This is a genomic window from Vibrio aestuarianus (genome assembly GCF_028858425.1).
Lineage (GTDB): Bacteria > Pseudomonadota > Gammaproteobacteria > Enterobacterales > Vibrionaceae > Vibrio > Vibrio aestuarianus.
Map to the genome: position 1 here is coordinate 2,101,520 of NZ_JAKNYQ010000001.1, position 22,499 is coordinate 2,124,018.

The window sequence follows — 22,499 nt, forward strand, 5'->3', positions numbered from 1 at the left end:
CCCAATGCATAGACACACATTGGGTTTTGATGATTAGAAATTTCTACCGCTGTAAGTTACAGCATTTCAGCCATCTGTTGCGCTTCTGACTTGGGCTTTTCCGTTTGTCCAAAACCACGTAAACCAACCACATGCACGTGCTCGTGATCTTTAAACACTTTACGTACTAATTTGTAGGTTGTGCCTTTTTCTGGACTGATATTTTCTGGTGCGGCTATCAACAATTGCATGTCTAAGCGGTCGCACAGTTCAAACAAGGTCGAAATAGACTTAGTGTCCAGACGGGCAGCTTCATCTAAGAACAATAAACGACAAGGTATAATGTCTTTACTACGTAGACGTCGTGATTCTTCTTCCCAACTTTGGACAACCATCAGCAAAATCGACTGGCCAGTACCTATCGCTTCACCAGTTGAAAGTGCACCTGATTCAGCTTGTAACCAACCGTCAGATCCACGGTTAACTTCAACACTCAGTTCTAAGTAATTACGATAATCTAACAGTTCTTCACCCAATACTTGTGGTGAACGCTGCCCCATATCAATGTGTGGATTAACACGCTGGAACAATTTAGCCATTGCTTCCGAGAATGTATAACGTGCACTTTCAAACAGATCTTTGTGCTGATTTTGCTGCTCGGCTAAGCCTGCTAGTAAAATTTCATGACTCTCACGCACTTTTACATTAAGGCGAACTCCATTCACTTGACCAAAGTTAATGTTCGATAAACCTTGGTTCAACATGCGAATACGGTTTTGTTCACGTTGGATAGTTTTCTTAATAATACTCGCCACGGATTCAGAGCTGATTGCCAATCGGTTTTCACGCTGAGTCAGCTCTTCCGTTAAGCGGGCAAGCTCCACTTCCATCTCTTCAATCGCTTCGACAGGATCATCCGTTCGGATGATATCTTGGCGGATACGTTCGCGTAGATGTTGGTAGACCGCAATATAGAACAAGACTTTACGCTCTGGGTGCGCGTTATCTTCAGACAAGCGAAGGGCATCACGTAAATCTTCATTATTCGCCACGGCTAAACGCAGTGCACCTAATGATTTATCAGACATAGAACGCAGCTCGTCGGCTGATAAATAGGCTAGCTCGCGCTTATGCAAGCGACGCTCTACATCATTTTCACGCGCTAAACGCAGTACACTGCACCACCCTGCTTTTGCATTGACTACAAAAGTACGTAGGTCTTGGTACTCTTTTTGTACTTTCTTTAAACGCTTAACTAACGCTTTCATTTCAAGATCGGTTGAGGTAATAGTGCGTTCGTATTCGCTCTTACGTGAACGAGAACTATGCAAACGTTCTTGTAATTCATCGCGGCGACGTTGTGCGCGCTCTTGCGCACCTTCATCGGCATGTACACCGAACTCTTGCAGCTCTTGTTTGAACTCTTGAACCGTTTCAAGCTTGGCTTGATGTGAACTTTTTAACGAAGCCAATACTTGATTATATTGGTTCATTTGGCTTTGCGATTGTTTTAGCTCATCACGAGTTCGAGTTCGAGCATTTTCAGCATCAACCAGCTTAGCTTTAAGCTGCTCACTCAATTCACTGCTCTTGCTAAGAAGGTCAACAGAATCGGAGTAACTAAAGTAATGGCGACGCTCAACCACATCTGACAATGCAAAAATCTGCACTTTTAACGCTTGCAGCGCTTGGTCCGCTTGTTGATATTGGACGGTCAGTTCTTCAAACTGTTCAGGATCCGTATCTAAAGCAGAAGCAATGTTTTCTAGCTCAGCTATCGTTTTGCGGTGAGCACTTAAAAATGCTTTGGCGGCAGACAAATGGCTGATTTTTTCTTCCAATTCATCAAAACGCGCTTGCAGGGCGTCATCTTCAATCAGCAACATACTTGGAGCAAGTTTATCAAGCAGAGTTAACGCTTGTTTACTGTGCTGCAGTTGGCTACGTTGCTGCTGCTCTTTTGCTTCTAAGTCAGCCAAAATACGGGCTACTTGATTTCGTTGTTCACGCGCGATTTGTAGTGCTTGCTCAGGGTCGGCATTGAAGGCTACCTGAATATGTTTCGCCACAAAGTCATTAAAGCTTTGGTAAAGACGTTGCAGTTTTTGTGAATCAAACGCTGCTTTTGCATGCGCTTCTAGTACATCTTCGCGCTCGTTACGCAGCAATTCCAAACGCTGATCTCGCGCTGCTCGACCAAATAATGGGATTTCAGGGAAGCGAGAATAACGCATCTGGCGATCATTTAGCTGAACACAAACCGCACCTTCCAATTCATCGGCATTAAATGAGCTGTCATCAAATGCATCGATATCACCTTCTATGATGTAAAGATCTTCTGGGCAATCATCTAACTCAATCAGCTTCTCTTTGATGCCAGAAAGATCAGACACAACAATCGCGTGCCGAGCTGGACCATACATGGCGCTGAAATACGGCGCATCACTGAGGGTGATGTCATCATAAATTTCTGAAAGTAAGACCCCACCTAAAGTATCAGCCAACCCTTTTAAACGCGGGTCGTTTGAACCACCTGGTGATGCTAACCTTTCAATTTCACTATCCAATTGAGCTCGACGCTCGGCCAGTTTATCTTTGGCAATGGACTGCGCTTTTTCGAGCTCAAGTACTTGCTGCATGTGTGCCATAACCGACTGGCTATCTTGTAGCTCGGCACCGCTTTGTTCACGCAATGTTTCAAGTGCATCGTTTGCTGCAATCCACGTTGGTGCAATCGACTCTAAACGTTGAATTTCAGCCTGTTTATCTTGCTCTAAACGGCGCTGTTCACTGCGCTGTTCACGAAGTTCTTCTTGAGCATATTCTAATGACTCGATCAACGCAGCGTGGCGTTCGTGCTCTTGTTCCAGCATTTGCTCATCAAGTAATTCAACTTGGTGCTGCTTTTGGTAACCGGCTACGAGCTCACGCGCTGTTTGCTGTTGATTCAAGCGACGCTCTAAGTCTCGTTGCTGCGCATACCATTGCTGTTCATTTTGGCAAATCTGTTCGGCATCACGTGCTTGCTGGATAACCAATTTTGCTTGTGCAGCAGCATCACTACGTGGAATAACACCAACAATACCTTGCACCAATTTCAACGCATGATCAAACTGCTCAACGGCTGCGGAAGACATATCCAACTTATGCTTTAATGCAAGCAAGGTCGTGGTATTGCTATCTTGCTGCTGCTTAAGTTCATTCACCAATGCGGATGCGTTGTCTGGCGTTAAATTGTCATCGCCTAAAAGCTGCATAGCTTTATCTAATGCCTGAACGGCTTGCTGGTATTGCAGCGCACGAGTTTGCTGCACATCCAACGCTTGTTGGTAATCAGCAAGCTGGCTTTTCAAGCTATCCACTTCATCTTCAGAAATGGTGGCTTGTTCTTCGGCCATTAAAACGCGCTCCCGCGCTTCCTCTACCACCATCATCTGTTCTTCAAGACGAATACTGAGCTCTTCTAAATCTTCTTGGTAGCGCTCAATTTTTTCTTGCTGACGCAGTGCATTTTGCACCAGTTGTAAGTGATCAGAAGCCGCTTGGTAGTCTTGCTCTAACGCGGATTCTTGTTCAACCAATAACTCTAACTCTTCCTGTACGCGATTGAGCAGATTGTTTTGTTCAATCAAAGTATGACGCGAACCAAACAGTTCACTGCGTAACGCTAAAGTTTGCTCTAGTTTCTTGTGGCGTTCGTTAGCGTGACGCATATAATCAGCCGCCACGTAATTGGTTGATTCTGTAATTAAATGCTTGAAGAGATCACGATCAGCTTGCGTGGTTTTGATGGCTTCCAACGTCATGCGGTTTTCACGTAAAGCCGATTCCATATCTTGGAATGCTTTTTTAACGCCGCCGTTTTGTGGCAATAGGTAGTCACGCAATGAACGCGTAATTGCACTCGAAATACCACCGTATAATGACGCTTCAATCAAACGATAGAATTTTGAACGGTCGCTACTGTTACGCAGTTTTTTCGGCACAACACCGAATTCAAACATCTGTGCATGGTAGTCAACAATTGAATTGAACGCTTTAAAATGCGCCCCTTCAATTTTTGCCACAATATCTTTAACTTCGTTGATTTGACGCACGCGCGCATGGTTGTCGGAAACACTTTCGATTAGCACATCGGTCGGTTTGATATGGCTCGGTAAACCTTGAATAACAAAAGGTTTGATATCAACTTTTTTATCACGCCCCGCCACTTGTTGCAGTTTCACCGCAAACAAAAGGCGCTGCTTGCGCGAGTTGACAACATCTAACGCCGCATAACAAGCTCCGGCTTGCAGCTTGCCGTATAAACCTTTGTCACGAGAAGCTTGTGAGCTACCGGCTTCGGTTGTGTTTCTGAAGTGGAGCAAACTTTGGTCTGGAATTAACGTAGTAATAAAGGCTGCCATGGTAGTCGATTTACCCGCACCGTTACCGCCAGATAATGTGGTAACCAAACCATCAATATCAAAAGTACGAGCAAAGAAGCCGTTCCAATTGATCATGGTTAGTGATTGATACTTACCTCGTTCAATCATTCTTCACCTTCCCACTCTGTTTGCTCGTTAACATCTTGTTCTTCTATTTCTTGTTCATTATCTAATAAGCTGCGTTGGTTTGGCTCTTGAGTGTGCACCACAGCTTCACCATCACGAATCAAACGCAATTGTGCTTCACGCATGTCATCACCAACGCGCACGTCAGCACCAAAGCGAAATACCGCTTCGCTGATACGGAATTTATTGGTATCACCTAAATTGATGATCATGCCTAAACGTCGCAAGCGACGCAGTGATGTACGCACTTTTTCAAACAGCTTTTCTTTGTCTAAGTCAGAGCCGCTTGCTCGGTTGGTCACGAGCTTCATTAACTTTTTCTCATCAGCAAGTGATAGCAGCTCTTCATACAATTCTTGATTGGTGAATATGCCTTCATGCGCTAAACGCTCTGGGCTCAAATAAAGGAAACACAGTACTTTTCCGACGAGCATATCTAACTCAGATAACACACTTCGGTTAATCAATGCCGTTGAACGAGGACGCAAATAAAAGAAACCTTCTGGCGCTTTTACTAATTCAGTATTATAACGCTGATAAAACAACGCTAAATCAGGCTCAAAGTCCGATAGGAATGCGTGATTATCTAAATCGTCACTAGAAACATGGCGACCGGCACGAAGCTGGCTATCTAGTGCGGGGAAAAGGGGATTCGTAATTGCTTTTGCCAAGTTTTCTGGCATGTATTCATTAATATCTGTTGATAACATTTGCTTGTACCTTTGCGCCAAAATCGTTGATCGCTTGCCAGTCGGGTTGAATCGCTCGGTAATCGTGTTCTGAGTAACCGAGTCGTACCGCTTGGTCGACAACAATTCTTGCTAAATCAAAATGATGAGTATGAGGATGAGTGGCTAGGTAATCTCTCAACACCAAACCTAGGTCTATCGGCATGCCTTGGTCTTTATGACCTTTTAGCATCTGGCCGATACGCTCTGAAAGCTGATCATTGACCTGTTTGAATTCTTCATATTCCACTTCAAGCGGCACTTGCCCCATCACTTCATCGTCTCTTAAGACCAAAGCTTCATCACGAAGGTCCGTCAAACGTTCAGCATCAGCATAAGTAAGATGCCAAGGCGTATCAAAATAGTCATTCACTGATTGACGTAAGCGCTGGCTGAATGCTCGGTTTTGATCCATATCTATCGCGGTACGGATAAATTTATGCACGTGACGGTCATAACCAATCCACAGGTCAATAGCCTGCTGACCCCAACTTGTAATGCGATCAAGCTTCATCTGTAAACCAAATAAGGTTTCTTCAATAAACTCAAGTTCAGAAGAACCATAAACGATTTCTTGGATATCGAGGATCTGCGTTTGAAGCTCGTCTCCCGCGGCTTGCAATGTATCTTGCAGTTCACGCAATGTGGAGGAGGTTTCAGAAAGTAATGACTCACAGTTGTTGATCGCCTCACGCCAATCTTTGTTCAAGAGCTCAGCTATCTGCTGCTTAACGGACTGCTGCTGCTCATCCATTACTCGTTGGTTAAGGTCAATTCGGTCGAATATTTCACCGACGGAATACTTCAACACCCCGTATACATTCTTTTTCCAGTGTCCAGGTGTGCCGCCTTTTTGCGCCGCCTCTATGGCTTTTGCCATTTCATCCGCCACCATGGAGAGCTGGATGGAGAGTTTCAGTTTCGAAAATTCGCGGTGGCGAACATAATAATCGGTGATACCAATCGCCAGTGGCGATAAACGGTAGATGCTGACACCTTCGGTTACTTCACTGGTAAATCGGCTCACCAATCGCTGCTTAACCAGTTCATTGATCGCGTTATTAGCACGAAAAGCCGAAGCTTCACCTGTCTCTTCAAACATACGAGTGACGATGGAGAACGCGTCATGTAACTCCCCCTCACCTAATTCTTCATCAAACCTTTCATTGCTCAGTACTGCGATAGCGATAAGGAACGCAAGCCGCTCTGTCGTCAGGTTCAATGAGAAATCGTGCTGCTTTACCCAGCTAACCAATTCATCGATTGGTTGCTCTGCAGCGCTTTGAGTTATCTCACTCATTGTTATTCCTGCTCTATTTTTTTCTGCGCCCACACATGAATGTATCGACCTAGTGAGAGGTACGGCTCTTGTCTACACAATTGTTTTTCTAGTGCCAGTACGTCTTCATATTGGTAGTCGCCCATACTTGCTACGTTTCCGATGTAGTCACTGAATGAACGAATTCCCGATTTACCACAAATCTCAAACCCCGCATCTTCGATCCATTGATAGACGTCTTCGGGCCTTAAACCTTTTTGTGGTTGGAGTTTAAATCTTTTGCGATGTGGCATCCCATTCAGCACATGAGGAATATTACCGCACACCACATTTTTATATACCAGACCATGATGGTTGTAGAACATCACGGAAGCCATTCCACCCGGCCTGACTTGTTCTAACAAGTTTTGCAATGCCGCTTTCGGTTCTGCTAACCATTCCATCACAGCATGAAACATCACCATATCGACAGAAGCGGTTAAATGCTCTTGTATTGATTGCACAGGTGAGTGAATCAGCCGATACTGCTCAAGCAAGCTATTTTTTGCAATATCCTGCTCAGCTAACAGCAGCATTTCCGAAGATAGATCACATAATGTAATTTGATGCCCTAGCTTGGCCAATTTTTGGGACATTTGTGCCAGTCCACCACCCGCATCCAAAATATGCAAGGGTTGGGGGTTGGTGCCAAACATGGCGAGTAATTGCTCGATATCTTCCCAAACAATGACTTGGCGTATCTCACCTTTGTCAGAGCCATATATGTTTTTTGCAAATTTGTGGGCAATATCGTCGAAATTCCGGTCTTCAGTCACAGTCGCTTGGGGTATGATAACGAATCGTGCTGCTATTCTGTCATAGGAATGGCAGGAATAAAGAGGCTTTATGCCTTTTTATATTCAAGTGGTGTTTTTTCGGACTATTTTGTTTATGTTTGAGCTGAAAAAAATTATTTCCTCATTATTAATGCCTCTCCCGGCGATGCTTATCCTCGGTTTTGTAGGTTTAATGCTTATTATGTTCACAGCCAAACGTAAAACTGGCTGTATGATTGTCTTGTTATCTTTGACGACTCTATTCCTGATCTCTTTCCAACCTTTCGCTACTCGTGTTCTGATGCCGTTAGAAAGACAGTATTCTGCATTCCTTCCTAGTGAAGGAGCGATTGATTATGTCATGGTACTTGGTAGTGGGCATGTGGTTGACGATCAAATTCCCCCCACGTCTGAACTCAGCCGAACCGCACTGATGCGCCTTAGTGAAGGCATTCGAGTGATGCGCATGTATCCCGGTTCAAAATTAATCTTGTCTGGTTACTCTGGCGGCTCCGAATTTAGTCACGCTCGCATGTTAGCAACCGTAGCGCTCGCACTCGGAGTGAGTAAATCCGATATCATTTTGCTTGAAACCGCGAAAGATACATGGGAAGAAGCAAGACAAGCTGCTGCCTTTGTTCAACAGCGCAAGTTAGTACTCGTCACTTCAGCGAGCCATATGCAACGCGCATTAAACGAATTTTACTCGGCAGGACTCGCCCCTATTCCCGCGCCAACCAATTATCTAGCGCAAAACAATATCGCTCAGGCTTGGGAAAAATACACACCTCGAGCTCGCTACTTAGAACAAACGGAGCGCTATTGGTATGAGACCTTGGGGCTATTGTGGCAAAACCTACGTGATTGGGCATCCGGCTACGAGGAAACGGCTTTAGAAAACGCTCCACAACAAGAAAGCAATTTGTAAGATACATAAAAAACCGAAGTCTCTACTTCGGTTTTTTATTTTCTGGCATCTCAAATAACCCAACGAGATACGTGTTTTATCGAAAATAAACGACTAATCTCCGGCAAACATATACCCTTCCCCATGCACCGTCACAAAAATTTGTGGGTTTTTAGGGTCAAATTCCATCTTCGCTCTCATCCGTCTAATCAAGACATCAATCGTACGATCATTAGGCGCATCAACACGATGACTGATCATATTCAAAATACGTTCTCGGCTCAGTACTTGGTTAGGATAAGAAGATAATGCAACCAACAACTCATACTCAGCTTTTGTCAATTTTACCGGTTCACCACTTCGACTAAGTGCACGGCGTTGAATATCAAATGACCATTCACCAAATCGAACGAGATTACCATTTTGAGAAGTATCGCCAACAGTCGATTGATTATTGGCTGTCGATATCCGCCATAAAAGATTTTTTACACGAACTAACAGTTCACGTAATTCAAATGGTTTGGTGACATAGTCATCAGCCCCCATTTCGAGACCAACAATTTTATCGATGCTATCCGTGCGACCTGTAACCAGGATGATTCCAATATCAGATTGACTACGTAGTTCACGCGTTAACATCAAACCATCCTCTCCCGGAAGGTTGATATCTAACATAATCAAATCAATAACGTTGTTCTGAAGCGCCTCTCGCATTTGAGTACCGTTCTCCGCCTCTGTAACGGTATAACCTTCATTTTGAAAGTACCCGGCCAGTTTACTGCGAGTTACTGCGTCATCTTCAACAACTAATACGTGATAGCTCATGTACACCACTTATTTATATGGAAATGCCTAAGTCTCAGTATGAGACTATGTACAAATTTATTCTATTCATAAATCGTCATAATTCTATCATCGCAGGCTAAAAATAGAGAAAAATGCTGGTTTATTGATTCAAAACAACCTTCCAAGACGGTATTAATTAAATAACAATTTCTGTCATATTTTTTCATTTATATAGTGATAGCTATTCATTTTTATTCGCTAAACTTAGCAGAGTAATTATTTTTGGAGCAAGATGATGCAAGAAACTAAAGCCTTTAATGAAAAGCGTGCCGAGATTTACTGGTGGCTTTCGAGCTTATTTGTCAAAGAGCTAACTGAGCAGGAACTAGAACAATACCATACTCAGGCCATTCGCTCATTTCTTACTGGCTTAGGTGACAACCAAACCCTTAAACCTGCAATTGACAAACTAGTCGATGCATTAAATCGACTCATGGATAGGGAAGATGCTCAACTAGAGCTTGCCGCTGATTTCTGTGATGTTTTTCTAAAATCAAATAAAGATTCTGCTCTGCCATATGCCTCTATTTATATTGGTCAATCAGGTCTTCTCAATGCTGAACCAGCAAAAGCGATGACCGAATTAATGGCATCACATAACATTGCGGTAAGCACATCGCTGAATGAGCCAGCCGATCACATTGCTATTGAATTAGATTTTCTGGGGAATTTGATCATTCGATCCAATGAGCTAGAACAGGAACAACATTTAGATCAAGCCTTTGTCGAACAGTATGAGTTTATCCAACAGCATATCCTCTCATGGGTGCCTCAGTTTAGCCTTCGATGCCAACAAATTGATCAGTTCGGGTTCTATAGCGCATTAACCGAACTGCTAGTGGCATTTCTTCAATTGGACTGCAAGTATTTGTCTAACGATTAGTGCGTCTTTACATAGATACACAATAAATCAGTCAACTGTGACAATTGACTGATTTATTAAGCAGATTTTTCATTGCCTGATTGACGTTTGCAGACTAAAATCTTGACTGAAAACGATAAAAAATTATTTTTAAGATGCAAACCGCTGTTTCCGGCGGTTTTTGTGTTTTTATTACTTTTAGGCTTCAATCTTAACAAGGTAATAAGCCTAACTCTGCTGAATGGTAAGCTGATTCAACCGTTCTGCAATTATCGACAGGAACGAATTTATGGCTACGATTAAAGACGTTGCTCGCCTCGCTGGCGTATCAACCACCACGGTATCGCACGTGATTAACAAAACTCGCTTTGTTGCTGAAGCTACACAAGAAAAAGTGATGGAAGCAGTAGCGGAACTCAACTATGCGCCAAGTGCTGTGGCTCGTAGCTTGAAATGTAATACCACCCGTACGATCGGTATGTTAGTTACCCAATCCACTAACTTGTTTTTCTCCGAAGTTATTGATGGCGTGGAAAGCTACTGCTATCGCCAAGGCTATACGCTCATTTTGTGTAACACGGGCGGTATCTATGAGAAACAACGTGATTATATTCGCATGCTAGCAGAAAAGCGCGTTGATGGTATGTTAGTCATGTGTTCAGACCTCACTGAAGAGCTTCTGGAAATGCTCGATCGCCATGCCGATATCCCTAAGGTGATAATGGACTGGGGCCCAGAAAGCTCTCAAGCTGATAAAATCATCGATAATTCTGAAGAAGGTGGTTATCTAGCGACCAAATACCTTATCGATCATGGTCACACTGAAATTGCATGTCTAAGTGGTCACTTCGAAAAGGCAGCCTGCCAAGAGCGAATTCAAGGCTTCAAACGCGCACTTGCAGAAGCGAACCTAACTGTGAATGAAAACTGGATACTGGAAGGTAACTTCGAGTGTGACACTGCCGTATTAGCCGCAGATAAAATCGCAGCAATGGATAAACGTCCAACGGCTGTATTCTGTTTTAACGATACTATGGCTTTAGGTTTAATGAGTCGCCTACAACAAAAAGGTATCCGTGTCCCTGATGACATGTCAGTGATTGGCTATGACAACATTGAGCTCGCTGAATACTTTTCACCGCCGCTAACCACCATTCACCAGCCTAAGCGCCGTGTAGGAAAAAATGCATTTGAAATTTTGTTAGAACGCATTAAAGACAAAGAGCATGAAAGACGTATTTTTGAAATGCACCCAGAGATTGTTGAGCGTAAAACAGTTAAAAATATAAAAAAATAAATCAAATTTTTGCTCGTTAATCGTTCGAAAGTCAAAACTGCCCATATTCTTAAAATTAGGATTACATTTGACTTTCAATCATGAAACTTTTGAGATGGGCATCACATATAAGAGATACAAATGTGATGTTTGTCCAATTTTTTATTTATTCTAATTCTTAGAAGTCACGCACAGGGCAAACCATTTGAAAGAATGGGACGCAAAGCCTCCGGCCTAAACCAAAATATTGGTAGGTAGCGGGGTTGCCGATGGCAATGATACTAGCATTAAGTTTACTCCTTACTGACACACTTTCTGCATAGAGTTGCTAACCTCTCGGACCTGATTTTGGTGGCGTATTACCTATACACCGAGAATTTACAACATGGATAAACCAGTACTTAAAGATTCAATGCGACTATTCGAACAGTTTGGACAAGTAAAATCTCGTTCAATGTTTGGCGGTTTCGGTATTTTCGTCGATGACACTATGTTTGCTTTGGTCGTAAACGATAAACTTCACATTCGCGCTGATGATGTGTCTACAAAACGCTTTGTACAGCAGGGCTATGAGCCTTATGTATATAAAAAGCGCGGCTTTCCTGTCGTCACTAAATATTTTGCATTACCTGATAATTGCTGGAACAACCCGCAACAAATCTTGAGAGACGCATCTGTCGCACTTGAAATTGCCAAGCAAGAACGTGAAGTTCAAGCTCAGGCAAAGCCAGATCGCTTGAAAGATCTGCCCAATTTGCGTCTTGCAACGGAAAGAATGCTCAAAAAAGCAGGTATTGAATCGGTTAATGATTTACAAGCGAAAGGTGCTTTAGAAGCGTACAAAGCCATTCAGCAAACCCACTCTTCGACTGTCAGTTTAGAATTGCTTTGGGCTTTAGAAGGCGCGATTGAAGGAAAACACTGGTCTGTTATTTCGCAATCTCGTCGTGATGAACTCGCCAATAATCTATAAACGTTAACCACAACCTTTCAAAAAGCGCTCGCACTTCATTGCGGGCGCTTTTTTATTCCATTTTGAAATAAAAGTTCGACTTTCCATGTCCTATTCACTATATCTAGTGTAAAAACGCGGTGAGAAAAAGCATGAATAAAAAAATTGTCTTGGGTCTAATCCTATTAATTACCATCATTCTGCTAGCGATGAATTTTGGCCAGTATCTAACCTTAGAAAACGCCAAAGCACAGCAATTACTGCTCAATGAGCATATTGAACAAAACTTTGTGAGCGCAGCTGCACTCTATTTCTCGCTCTATATTTTAGTCACGGCATTTTCGATACCTGGGGCGGCAGTGGTAACTTTATTAGGCGCGGCGCTATTCGGCTTTTGGACTAGCCTACTTTTAGTCTCCTTTGCCAGTACTATCGGGGCAACCCTAGCTTTTTTAAGCAGCCGCTTTTTACTGCGTGAATGGGTGCAAGACAAATTTGGCTCAAAACTGAAAGCGATAAACCAAGGTGTGGAAAGTGATGGCGCTTTCTATCTATTTTCTCTGCGCTTGATACCTGTCTTTCCATTTTTCTTGATCAATTTGTTAATGGGCTTAACACCACTTTCCACTGTTCGCTTTTATTTAGTTAGCCAGTTGGGGATGTTGCCAGGCACTGCTGTCTATTTGAATGCAGGCACACAGTTATCTGAAATAGATAGTCTATCTGGTATTATTTCACCGTCCGTCTTGCTTTCATTTGCACTGCTTGGATTGTTTCCCATGATAGCGAAATGGGGTCTATCTAAATTCAACAATATGACCAAAACGACTTAGAGCCAATCAACATGAAGATATTCGTCTCGAACTTATTATTAGAAGCACATATCGTCAGTCATCTCTTGCAGCAAGAAAAAATTCAGTGTGAAGTCAGGGGAGAAGGCCTGTTTGGTTTACAAGGTGAATTGCCTTTTGGAGAAGAAACTAACCCTTATGTATGGCTACTCGATGCTCATAAAGAACGTGAAGCTCTTGCAGTTATAGAAACTTACCGCGATAACCATGAACAAAATGTGTCCAACTGGTACTGCCAAAAATGCGGAGAAGAGAACGAACCGCAGTTTTCTGCCTGCTGGCATTGCAGTTCAGTTCAGTAGCTCCCATTGACCGTCTACTCGTATCGAAATTAGCGAGACATATTCTGTTGAATGAATTCAATAGAGTGTCGATTAAACATCTCCGGCTGTTCAACATTACAAACATGTCCACAATTGGGTATTTCTAACAGAATACTCTTTTTGTGGTGTGCCACCATGTCCTTGACGGGTTTAATGAACATATAGTCTCTCTCGCCCATCAGATAAAGAGTCGGGATTGGTAGTTCTTTCTCTTTAAAGTACTTCATTAAAGGGTTAACTTCCGAAGTCAGCATAAACCAGCGTTTAAACTCTTTTTGGCACAGTTTTCTTGCTTCTCGTATGAACAGATGTCGAGACTCTTTTTGAGTACGTTGTGGCATAACAATATAAGCGAACAATCGATATAGCCACATATAAGGAATGATATGCTTACTTAAATTGCCTACCTTAACTAGCACCTGCGAACGAACGTCAAAACGCGTCACCGCACCACCTAACACCATCGTTCTAACACGACTAGACGCTAATTCAGCAAGGTTTCTGACAATAATTGTTCCTAGTGACATACCAACAAAATGGGCAGATTGGATTTTCAGATGATCCAACACTTTGAGAATATCTTGTGTAACTGATTTAAAAGTATAGCGATTGGCCATTAATTCTTTAAGTAACTGATTGGATTTGCCGTGACCACGGAGGTCAATTAACAATAAATTAAAATGTTCTCTGTATGCTTTTATCTGCTTAAACCAGATAGATGAGCTTCCCCCTGCCCCATGGACAAAGACAACCCATTCATCACTGGTCGGATGATGGTAAGTTTTATGGAAAAGTAAACTCTGAGACATATTGAGATATTTGTTCGCAATCAATGAGTATTAAGACTACCACAAAATACCAAGACTGTTGGCAGCAGGATGTAAAATTATGTTTGGTTTATCTGCTCTATAGCATTAAACAAAGGCGCCGAAGCGCCTTTTCATTTGTTATTAACTAAATAACGCGTCTTGATACATTTTGATGTATTCTTTCGCTGAATCTTGCCAACTAAAATCTTGTCGCATAGCGCGTTGCTGTACTTCTAACATTTTATCTGGATGCTGAAGATAAAATAGCATCGCCCGTTGCATAGTAATCAGCAAAGCCTCAGCAGACGGTTCATGGAAACCAAAACCCGTTGCTTCATCAGGGTACTTATCGTAATCACGAACCGTATCTTTCAGGCCACCGACTTCACGCACAATAGGCAATGTGCCGTAAGCCATGCTATAGATCTGATTCAAGCCACACGCCTCAAATTCTGACGGCATAAGAAAGAAATCTGAACCGGCTTCAACCAAGTGCGCGAAACGGTTGCTATAAGCTTCAACAAAGGCAAATTTATGTGGATACAATGAAGCGATTTTCTGCAAACGAGTGGCAACTTCAGGTTCACCCGTCCCAACAATAATCACTTGGACATCATTACGTAAAAACTGCTCAAGTATGGGTAGAATGTAATGAAACCCTTTTTGGTGAGTTAAACGACAAACCATACCAAACAGCGGTAATGAACGTTTAGGTAATTGCAGCTCTTCTTGCAGTATCTGTTTGCTTGCTAATTTACCCGCATGCAGCGATTCCGCCTCATCTGAATAGCCAAGAGGAAGATATTCATCCTGTTGTGGATTCCATTCACTGTAATCACAGCCATTGACAATGCCGTGAAGATCCCTTGCTCTGTGTACAAAATCATCAACCAGTCCATGAGAGCCCAAAGGCGTCAGCAATTCAGATGCATAATTAGGACTGACTGCATTAATTTTATCGGCAAAGGCAATACCTGCACGCAGCATGCTAACGTGATCATGCCCATATTGCAGAAACTCCATACCAGATAAATTTAATTCAGGAATAATTTCTAATTGATGATAAGAGAAGATCCCCTTGAAGATAGCATTATGCACCGTCAAGACACTCTTCATCTCAGAAAAATATGGGTCGTGTTGATAACGAGTTCTAAGCAAGAAAGGAACTAATCCTGTATGCCAATCATTAGCGTGAATAACTTGCGGTTTTTTGCCTAATTTCGGCAACACATCCAGACTCGCTGCTGAAAAAAAGCCAAAACGTTCACCGTTATCTGAATAGGCTTGGTTATTCTCACCATACATTTCTGGACGGTCAAAATAATGTGGGCAGTCGATCAAATAGACTGGTACACCATCAAGCTGCATTTCACGCACTCGATATTGGGTGTGAGGCCAATGATTAAGCTCAGTCTCTAGCACAACCGGAGCTTCATTTAGCCCCGGTATAGAGCGATAAGCAGGTAGCGCAACGGCTACCTGATGACCTAGCTCTTGAAGAGCTTTAGGCAGCGCCTTGGCGACATCCGCCAAACCACCACTTTTAATCAATCCTTGTGCTTCTGAAACGGTAAACCAAACCTCGATTTTTTCCCTTTTAGAATCCAACTTTCGTTCCTTTTGCAATAACAACGATCCCCTCATCTGACACGTGGAAGCGTTGTCTATCAAGCTCTAGATCTTCACCAATGATGGTACCTGGTGCAATCTCAACATTTTTATCAATAATTGCGCGTTTAATACTACAGCCTTCACCAATTTTGACATCACCTAAAATCACTGACTCACTAATGAAAGTATTTGCGGCAATATTACTGCGATAGCCTAGCACTGATTTGTATATCTTTGCACCTTGAATATAGCTACCACCAGAGATCAAGCTATCTGTAATTTGTACTTTACGATCATGTGAATCCACAAAGGTTGCTGGCGGTAATGGCGGATAATAAGTGTGTAATGGCCAACTACGGTTATAGAGTGAGAAATCGGCATCGTGCTCAAGTAAGTCCATATGAGCAGACCAGTAGGCATCAATCGTACCCACATCGCGCCAATAAGTGGCTTCTTTTTCACCCTTGATGACATTCGTAGAAAAATCATAGACATAAACCCCACCTTCAGGGAAGAGTTTAGGAATGATATCTTTACCGAAATCATGACTAGATTCTTTATTCTCAGCGTCTAAGCGTAACTCTTCGCACAATGTGTTTGCGTCAAAAATATAGTTACCCATAGAAACAAGAGCAAGATCAGGGTGTCCAGGGATAGACTTAGGATTACTAGGCTTCTCTTCAAAGCCGATCATCTTGCCATGCTCATCAACTTCAATAACACCAAATTGAGAAGCCTCAGAGAGTGGCATTCTTAAAGCCGATACAGTCAATTTCGCATCAACGCGCTTGTGGAAGTCAAGCATCTGACGTATATCCATTTTATAAATATGGTCAGAACCGAAGATACACACTTGATCAGGTGCTGATAGCTCGATAAAACTAATATTTTGGTAGATAGCATCTGCCGTCCCCTCGTACCAACGCTTACCATCACGCATCTGTGCTGGAATCGAGTCAATAAAGCGGTCAGTGATACTCGTCAAATTCCATCCTTTCTTCATATGTAGATAAAGGGACTGTGATTTGAACTGTGTCAAGACATAAATACGCATAAGATCTGCGTTAACAAAGTTGTTAAGTGCAAAGTCGATTAAGCGATAGCTACCACCAAATGGAACCGCAGGTTTACTACGAGATGCAGTCAAGGGCATCAAGCGAGAGCCTTCACCACCAGCAAGGATCATACCTAAAACACCAGCCATAATAATTCTCCATATTTTTTCATTTTTATATTCGCATTCCATACTTATTAGTATTGAGGGGGAGTATGGATGCTTTTCCTTTATATAACGCTCTTGTAGAATCCGAGATTTTGTAAAATACCTTTCACTCAAAAACGGATGCCTATACGTTATCGAATTGCTAGAAGAATTCAATTTTAAATATGCTGTTCTGTCGACTCTTAATCCGTTAGATTGCCAACTCCTAACCTAGCTCACATTTCAATGCCCCATAAAATATAAATACAACAATGCATTAACCAAACGTTAATATCCGTTTTTTGTATCGTTTTTTCATCTCATATACACGCTATGAAAATCAATAATAAAACACATTTATGACATCCAGTTAAAACCTCTAGACACCTGATACAACGAAGTCAGTTTAAGGTTTTTTTAGGTTAAATTTCGTTCGATACAAATCCCAATATGTCTAGCTAAGCCACATGACTTCCTTCTTGCCAGATATAGACTTGGCATTCTTTAGACTGCTTTGCCATATAAAGTGCGGTGTCAGCTTTAGCCAGAGCCTCTGTGATAGAACACCCTCCGTTTATCAGTGCCCCACCAATCGATAAGTCAATTGATGTTGAATTTTCTGCGCCCACGCTGTTTGATGAAAGCTCAGTTAAACGTTTCGATAGTGCTAACAGACTGTTATAGCTATCACTTCTGACTACGATAAGAAATTCATTATCGGCCCAGCGGCCAGCAGAATCATATTCTCTTATTGCCAAATTTATGTTGTCGGTAACCTGTATGAGTTGTGAGTCAGTGATGACACACTTATCATTCTGAGCAGTCGTGCCATATTTTCCAATATCTATCCAAAGTAATCCAAAATGACTATTTTCTCGTTTTACTCTGGCTAATTCACTTTTAATCTCAGCTTCCATCCCTTTTTTATTGAGTAGTTGAGTCAAAGGATCAATGGTAGAGAGATGATCGAGAGCAGAGGTTCTTATTGCCACTAATCGGTCAATATTAGCTTGTCCATGAAGGATTCCCTTGGTTAGTTTTTCGATAAAGCGCATCACCTCCCCGATTTCAGAATGTGGTTTATAAGTAAATTGAATGGGGTAGTCTTGAGTGCGGCACTGCTGTGCTGCCTTAACAAGGCGAGCGAAAGGACGTAGAAAGGTTAGCTCAATGACCAGCCAAATGGTGAGCAAAAATCCAACAAGCGTTAAGAGTAAAACACAACAAAGTAACGTGACATTCGTCGATGCCAACAAACTATCCATATTAATAAAGGTAACCTCAAACCAATTCAGTGGCTTAATGTAGTTGATTGAAACCAAGGAATTACTGTCATTGTAGTCAACCAGTAGTGCGTTTGGCTCTGCTCCATTTTTTTGGGCTTTGATAGCCTGCACAACGTGAACATAATCATTAGGATCTTGGATAAAAGCCGACAGTGGTTTACCTTGAACTTTGCTTTTGAAATCGTCAGAAAATTGAATATTTGCATCTCTGATGAGCTGTACATTTAGTAACTCATCCACAAACAATGTATCAACCCCAATCGCATTCTCACGGAAGAGCCCGTCCATAAATGGTTCTAATGACAAACCGGTTCCAACAATGCCGAGAAACTGACCATTTTTAATGATTGACTGGTTGATCCATAATTTAGTTATGCCTAAATGATGATCGTGATTGATGTTGACACCAAATGGTGCTGCTCGCTGTTTATGCTTAAAATACCACTGATCTTCAGCTTGCTCTGGATTCAAATGATAACGCAGCAAACTCGCTGACTCGCGTATATTCTCCGTTGAATTAAAGTAGTAAGCTAAATTTGAATCCAGAGCAACGAAAAAATTTTTGCTGAGCAACTGCCAGCGAAACTGTTCTAATGTATCTGTAGCTACGTCAATATAGACTGAATCTGCGGCATTTTCCGCCCATGTAATGATATTGGGATGCAAAGAAACCTGACGAACCAGTTCGACCTCTCTAATGATAGGGTCTAGCGTGTTGTTTGAACGGTAATGATTAACGACTTGGGAGTATTGATGCAGTAGGCCAATTGAAAACGCTTGCAAATGTGTTTTAACCAAACTCCACCCTACCACAATAAGTAGTAATGCAATCAAAGAAAAAACCACTAAGAACTTTCTTCTAATAATCATTTCTGGCCAAACTGATTAATTTTCAACCTATCAATAACCATTTGGCATCAGAATGTCAAAAAAATGAATACATTTTTTAATTAATATTTTTAATAATTGAAACAGATCAAATAATCAAGGCAAATAAATAAGGCAGCTCGAAAGCTGCCTTATTTTGGTAACGGTTGACACCATCACTCTATTTCTTTGAGTTTTTTCTCTTATCTGTCACTTCCCACTGTCCATTTTCATACAATGCAGTCCAACCCGATGGCTTACCATCAGTCTCAGTACGTACATAGTGCTCTTTAGACTTACGACTAAAGCGCACAACGGCTGGAAGACCATCCGGGTCATGGGTTGGAGCTGTGGTCAGATATTGATACTTATCTGTTATGCGATCTTTAAATCGAACTAACTCTTCAACTAATGGCGCACGAGTTTCGCGAGATTTAGGGAAATTACTGGCAGCAAAGAACAAACCCGCAGCACCATCACGCAATACAAAATAAGCATCTGAATTTTCACAAGCAAGCTCAGGGAAATGAACTGGATCTTCTTTCGGTGGTGCCACTTCACCGCTTTTTAAGATCTTGCGCGTATTCTTACAGTCTTCGCTAGTACAATCCATATACTTACCGAAACGACCATTTTTGAGCACCATGTCAGAGCCACACTTGTCACACTCAACTACGGGGCCATCATAACCTTTTACTTTGAATTCACCATACTCAACGATATAACCTTCACAATTCGGGTTATTACCACAAACGTGCATTTTCCGCTTATCGTCAATTAAGTAGGCGTCCATCGCCGTTTCACAGATTGGGCAACGTTTCTTAGCGCGTAGCGCTGCCGTTTCAACGTCTTCTTCCAGAACGTTGATAACACCATCTTCGTCACCAAGGTTAATGGTTGTCTTACAGCGCTCTTTTGGTGGTAATGCATAACCTGAGCAACCCAAGAATACACCTGTCGAAGCGGTACGAATCCCCATTGGTCGTGAACATGTTGGACACTGAATATCCGTCATCACGATATGGTTAGGTCGCATACCACCTTGCTCTTCATCTAACTCTGCAGCTTCTAAGTCAGTGGTGAAATCATTAAAGAAGTTATCAAGTACATCTTTCCAATTTGCTGAACCTACCGCCACTTGGTCAAGTTTTTCTTCCATACGGGCGGTAAAATCATAGTTCATCAAATCATTAAAGCTGGCATCAAGACGGTCGGTGACAATCTCTCCCATCTTCTCTGCATAGAAACGACGCTGTTCTACTTTCACATAGCCACGATCTTGAATTGTTGAAATGATCGATGCATAAGTCGATGGTCGACCAATACCACGTTTCTCAAGTTCTTTAACCAACGCAGCTTCAGTGTAACGTGCCGGTGGTTTGGTGAAATGCTGTTTTGGATCGAGCACTTGCAATGCTAGTGTATCCCCGACCTTCACTGGTGGTAAGATCTGGTCTTCATTCTTACCCATTGGACGTTGAACACGCGTCCAACCATCAAACTTAAGAATGCGTCCTTTCGCTTTAAGCGTAAAATCAGCAGCCTTAACACTCACCGTGGTTGAATCATATTGTGCTGGCGTCATCTGACAAGCCACAAACTGATTCCAAATCAAGGCGTATAATTTATGAGCATCCGCTTCCATGCCTTGTAGATCATCAGTTTTGACATCCACACTGGACGGGCGAATCGCTTCGTGCGCCTCTTGAGCGCCTTGTTTGCTTCCGTAAACTAGTGGATTTTCTGGCAGATAAGCTTGTCCAAATTCATTGCCAATATAACTACGCACAGCCTCTACCGCTTCACCACTCAAATTCGTCGAATCGGTACGCATGTAGGTAATATAACCCCCTTCATACAACCGCTGCGCTAGCATCATGGTTTTCTTAACACCATAACCTAAGCGCGTGCTCGCGGCCTGCTGGAGTGTCGAAGTGATAAAGGGAGCCGAAGGTTTACTGCTTGTTGGACGATCTTCACGCTTACAAACCTCGTAAGCTGCTTTTTCTAAGATAGCGACAGCCGCTTTGGTTTCCGCTTCGTTAACAGGTTTGAAAGCAATACCGTCTTTCTGGGCAACAATTAAGCGAAAATCTGTTTTGTCTTGTGTCTTTGTGTCAGCGTGAATATCCCAAAATTCTTCAGGGATAAAAGCATTAATTTCGCGTTCACGTTCAACCAGTAGTTTTACTGCAACGGACTGAACTCGACCTGCCGACAAGCCGCGAGCGACCTTTTTCCACAACAACGGAGACACCATAAAGCCCACAACGCGGTCCAAAAATCGTCGAGCTTGTTGTGCGTTGACACCATCCATATTCAACTCACCTGGAGTCTCAAATGCTTGCTGGATAGCGTTTTTTGTGATTTCGTTAAACACCACTCGTTTATATCGCTGTTCATCACCACCGATGATCTCACGAAGGTGCCAAGCGATGGCTTCTCCTTCGCGGTCCAAATCGGTTGCGAGATAAACGTAATCAGCATCTTTGGCTAATTTCTGCAGCTCAGAGACAACTTTTTCTTTCCCTGGCAAAATTTGATAATTAGCTTCCCAACCATTGTAGGGATCGATACCCATCTTCTTAATCAGAGAATTACGATCTTTTTCACTTTTTAAACGTGCTTTTTCTTCAGCACTCAAATTCTTAGTAGAGGTAGGTGCTGCTTTCTTTGCGGTACTTTGACCGGCAGTAGGAAGATCACGGACATGTCCAACGCTCGATTTAACAACAAAATCTTTACCAAGATATTTGTTGATCGTCTTAGCCTTAGCTGGCGACTCCACTATAACGAGTGATTTACCCATAATTGACTCAAATGTCCTTAATCACTATGCGACCAGTAAATCGCATGACGTTCTAAAATATTGCTTCTTTTTTTACTATCGAGCCAGTTAACAAGAAGATCAACATGTTTTTGAAAAAATAAAACTCAACTGTTCGACAATTCACCAAAACGCGTTCACCATTTGTGTGCTGGCGTTGAGCTATTACCGCCTACTCATCCAAATGCAAAGCTGTGAAACAACCCTAAATAATTCAGGCTTACTTACCATGGCTATTACATTGTTTATACCCAAACAACTTGAAGTTGCAGGTAGGCGGCAAGTGAGTTCATCCCCATGAGCATAGATAAACTATGTGATTGGGGTGAGCGAATGTAGCCAACACCGCTGCAACTTCAAATAGGAAGGGTATAGCTAGTTCAAGATTTCATGCTACAGATTGCGCGCACATACTAAAGTGAGTGCTGCGGGTTCGCGAAATTAAACTGACGAAATATGCAATAAATCACAAATTCTCATGTTTTGAGAAAAAACGATTACTACGCGAGCGCTTTAAGCAAGTAGTA

General features: G+C 42.3%; 16 protein-coding genes and 1 riboswitch. Of the genes, 6 read left to right on the forward strand and 10 right to left on the reverse strand.

Annotated features, from left to right (window positions below):
- Positions 1-56: 56 nt before the first annotated feature.
- Genes mukB through cmoM form a run of 4 tightly spaced genes read right to left on the reverse strand, consistent with a single transcriptional unit; the run spans position 57 to position 7,354 of the window.
- Complete coding sequence (mukB, locus tag MCT08_RS09700) at positions 57-4,514, reverse strand: chromosome partition protein MukB (RefSeq protein ID WP_274678324.1); 4,458 nt, start codon at positions 4,512-4,514, stop codon at positions 57-59.
- Positions 4,511-5,242, reverse strand: a complete 732-nt coding sequence (mukE, locus tag MCT08_RS09705; RefSeq protein WP_261926741.1) for a chromosome partition protein MukE — start codon at positions 5,240-5,242, stop codon at positions 4,511-4,513. Before mukE ends, mukB begins: the two co-directional genes overlap by 4 nt.
- Positions 5,223-6,560 (reverse strand): chromosome partition protein MukF, encoded by a 1,338-nt coding sequence (gene mukF, locus MCT08_RS09710; RefSeq protein WP_274678325.1) that lies wholly within the window; start codon positions 6,558-6,560, stop codon positions 5,223-5,225. The genes mukE and mukF overlap by 20 nt, the downstream gene beginning before the upstream one ends.
- A 2-nt stretch (positions 6,561-6,562) precedes the next feature.
- Positions 6,563-7,354, reverse strand: a complete 792-nt coding sequence (gene cmoM, locus MCT08_RS09715) for a tRNA uridine 5-oxyacetic acid(34) methyltransferase CmoM (protein ID WP_261917841.1) — start codon at positions 7,352-7,354, stop codon at positions 6,563-6,565.
- A gap of 115 nt (positions 7,355-7,469) precedes the next feature.
- Here cmoM and elyC point away from each other — a divergent pair, with 115 nt between their 5' ends.
- Entirely contained in the window at positions 7,470-8,282 is an 813-nt protein-coding gene (elyC, locus tag MCT08_RS09720; RefSeq protein WP_053310444.1) for an envelope biogenesis factor ElyC, read from the forward strand.
- A gap of 93 nt (positions 8,283-8,375) precedes the next feature.
- On the opposite strand, the gene torR is transcribed toward elyC, so the two are convergent.
- Positions 8,376-9,086, reverse strand: a complete 711-nt coding sequence (torR, locus tag MCT08_RS09725; protein ID WP_168522432.1) for a two-component system response regulator TorR — start codon at positions 9,084-9,086, stop codon at positions 8,376-8,378.
- Between the two features lie 256 nt (positions 9,087-9,342).
- On the opposite strand from torR, the gene torD reads away from it, so the two are divergent.
- The 5 genes from torD (at position 9,343) to MCT08_RS09750 (ending at position 13,350) form a co-directional block, all read left to right on the forward strand.
- Positions 9,343-9,990, forward strand: a complete 648-nt coding sequence (gene torD, locus MCT08_RS09730) for a molecular chaperone TorD (RefSeq protein WP_053309974.1) — start codon at positions 9,343-9,345, stop codon at positions 9,988-9,990.
- 268 nt (positions 9,991-10,258) lie between these two features.
- Positions 10,259-11,266, forward strand: coding sequence for an HTH-type transcriptional repressor PurR (purR, locus tag MCT08_RS09735; protein ID WP_053309975.1), 1,008 nt, complete (start codon positions 10,259-10,261; stop codon positions 11,264-11,266).
- Between the two features lie 164 nt (positions 11,267-11,430).
- Positions 11,431-11,516, forward strand: a riboswitch (cyclic di-GMP riboswitch).
- Positions 11,517-11,630: 114 nt separating this feature from the next.
- Positions 11,631-12,218: a TfoX/Sxy family DNA transformation protein gene (locus tag MCT08_RS09740; RefSeq protein WP_053309976.1), complete on the forward strand. Its 588-nt coding sequence runs from the start codon at positions 11,631-11,633 to the stop codon at positions 12,216-12,218.
- Between the two features lie 119 nt (positions 12,219-12,337).
- Positions 12,338-13,030: a TVP38/TMEM64 family protein gene (locus tag MCT08_RS09745; protein ID WP_241772853.1), complete on the forward strand. Its 693-nt coding sequence runs from the start codon at positions 12,338-12,340 to the stop codon at positions 13,028-13,030.
- Positions 13,031-13,041: 11 nt separating this feature from the next.
- A complete protein-coding gene (locus MCT08_RS09750) occupies positions 13,042-13,350 on the forward strand; it encodes a putative signal transducing protein (RefSeq protein WP_053309978.1) in 309 nt (102 codons plus the stop codon).
- A 29-nt stretch (positions 13,351-13,379) separates the two neighbouring features.
- Here MCT08_RS09750 and MCT08_RS09755 read toward each other — a convergent pair whose 3' ends face one another.
- The 5 genes from MCT08_RS09755 to topA form a co-directional block, all read right to left on the reverse strand.
- The gene (locus tag MCT08_RS09755; protein WP_053309979.1) at positions 13,380-14,180 is read right to left on the reverse strand and encodes an alpha/beta fold hydrolase; all 801 of its coding nucleotides are present in this window, start codon (positions 14,178-14,180) and stop codon (positions 13,380-13,382) included.
- 141 nt (positions 14,181-14,321) lie between these two features.
- Positions 14,322-15,788, reverse strand: coding sequence for a glycogen synthase GlgA (gene glgA / locus MCT08_RS09760; RefSeq protein ID WP_274678326.1), 1,467 nt, complete (start codon positions 15,786-15,788; stop codon positions 14,322-14,324).
- Positions 15,778-17,037 (reverse strand): glucose-1-phosphate adenylyltransferase, encoded by a 1,260-nt coding sequence (gene glgC, locus MCT08_RS09765; protein WP_168522446.1) that lies wholly within the window; start codon positions 17,035-17,037, stop codon positions 15,778-15,780. The genes glgA and glgC overlap by 11 nt, the downstream gene beginning before the upstream one ends.
- Positions 17,038-17,450: 413 nt before the next feature.
- Positions 17,451-19,148: a GGDEF domain-containing protein gene (locus tag MCT08_RS09770; protein ID WP_274678327.1), complete on the reverse strand. Its 1,698-nt coding sequence runs from the start codon at positions 19,146-19,148 to the stop codon at positions 17,451-17,453.
- 178 nt (positions 19,149-19,326) lie between these two features.
- Positions 19,327-21,954 (reverse strand): type I DNA topoisomerase, encoded by a 2,628-nt coding sequence (gene topA / locus MCT08_RS09775; RefSeq protein ID WP_274678328.1) that lies wholly within the window; start codon positions 21,952-21,954, stop codon positions 19,327-19,329.
- Positions 21,955-22,499: the final 545 nt, after the last annotated feature.

What these genes read in the sequence shown, in the direction of transcription:
- topA (WP_274678328.1), bottom strand. Translation starts at nt 21,954, where the DNA reads ATGGGTAAATCACTCGTTATAGTGGAGTCGCCAGCTAAGGCTAAGACG.
- MCT08_RS09755 (WP_053309979.1), bottom strand. Translation starts at nt 14,180, where the DNA reads ATGTCTCAGAGTTTACTTTTCCATAAAACTTACCATCATCCGACCAGT.
- MCT08_RS09750 (WP_053309978.1), top strand. Translation starts at nt 13,042, where the DNA reads ATGAAGATATTCGTCTCGAACTTATTATTAGAAGCACATATCGTCAGT.
- mukB (WP_274678324.1), bottom strand. Translation starts at nt 4,514, where the DNA reads ATGATTGAACGAGGTAAGTATCAATCACTAACCATGATCAATTGGAAC.
- mukE (WP_261926741.1), bottom strand. Translation starts at nt 5,242, where the DNA reads ATGTTATCAACAGATATTAATGAATACATGCCAGAAAACTTGGCAAAA.
- MCT08_RS09740 (WP_053309976.1), top strand. Translation starts at nt 11,631, where the DNA reads ATGGATAAACCAGTACTTAAAGATTCAATGCGACTATTCGAACAGTTT.
- mukF (WP_274678325.1), bottom strand. Translation starts at nt 6,560, where the DNA reads ATGAGTGAGATAACTCAAAGCGCTGCAGAGCAACCAATCGATGAATTG.
- torD (WP_053309974.1), top strand. Translation starts at nt 9,343, where the DNA reads ATGCAAGAAACTAAAGCCTTTAATGAAAAGCGTGCCGAGATTTACTGG.
- torR (WP_168522432.1), bottom strand. Translation starts at nt 9,086, where the DNA reads ATGAGCTATCACGTATTAGTTGTTGAAGATGACGCAGTAACTCGCAGT.
- elyC (WP_053310444.1), top strand. Translation starts at nt 7,470, where the DNA reads ATGTTTGAGCTGAAAAAAATTATTTCCTCATTATTAATGCCTCTCCCG.
- glgC (WP_168522446.1), bottom strand. Translation starts at nt 17,037, where the DNA reads ATGGAATGCGAATATAAAAATGAAAAAATATGGAGAATTATTATGGCT.
- purR (WP_053309975.1), top strand. Translation starts at nt 10,259, where the DNA reads ATGGCTACGATTAAAGACGTTGCTCGCCTCGCTGGCGTATCAACCACC.
- MCT08_RS09770 (WP_274678327.1), bottom strand. Translation starts at nt 19,148, where the DNA reads ATGATTATTAGAAGAAAGTTCTTAGTGGTTTTTTCTTTGATTGCATTA.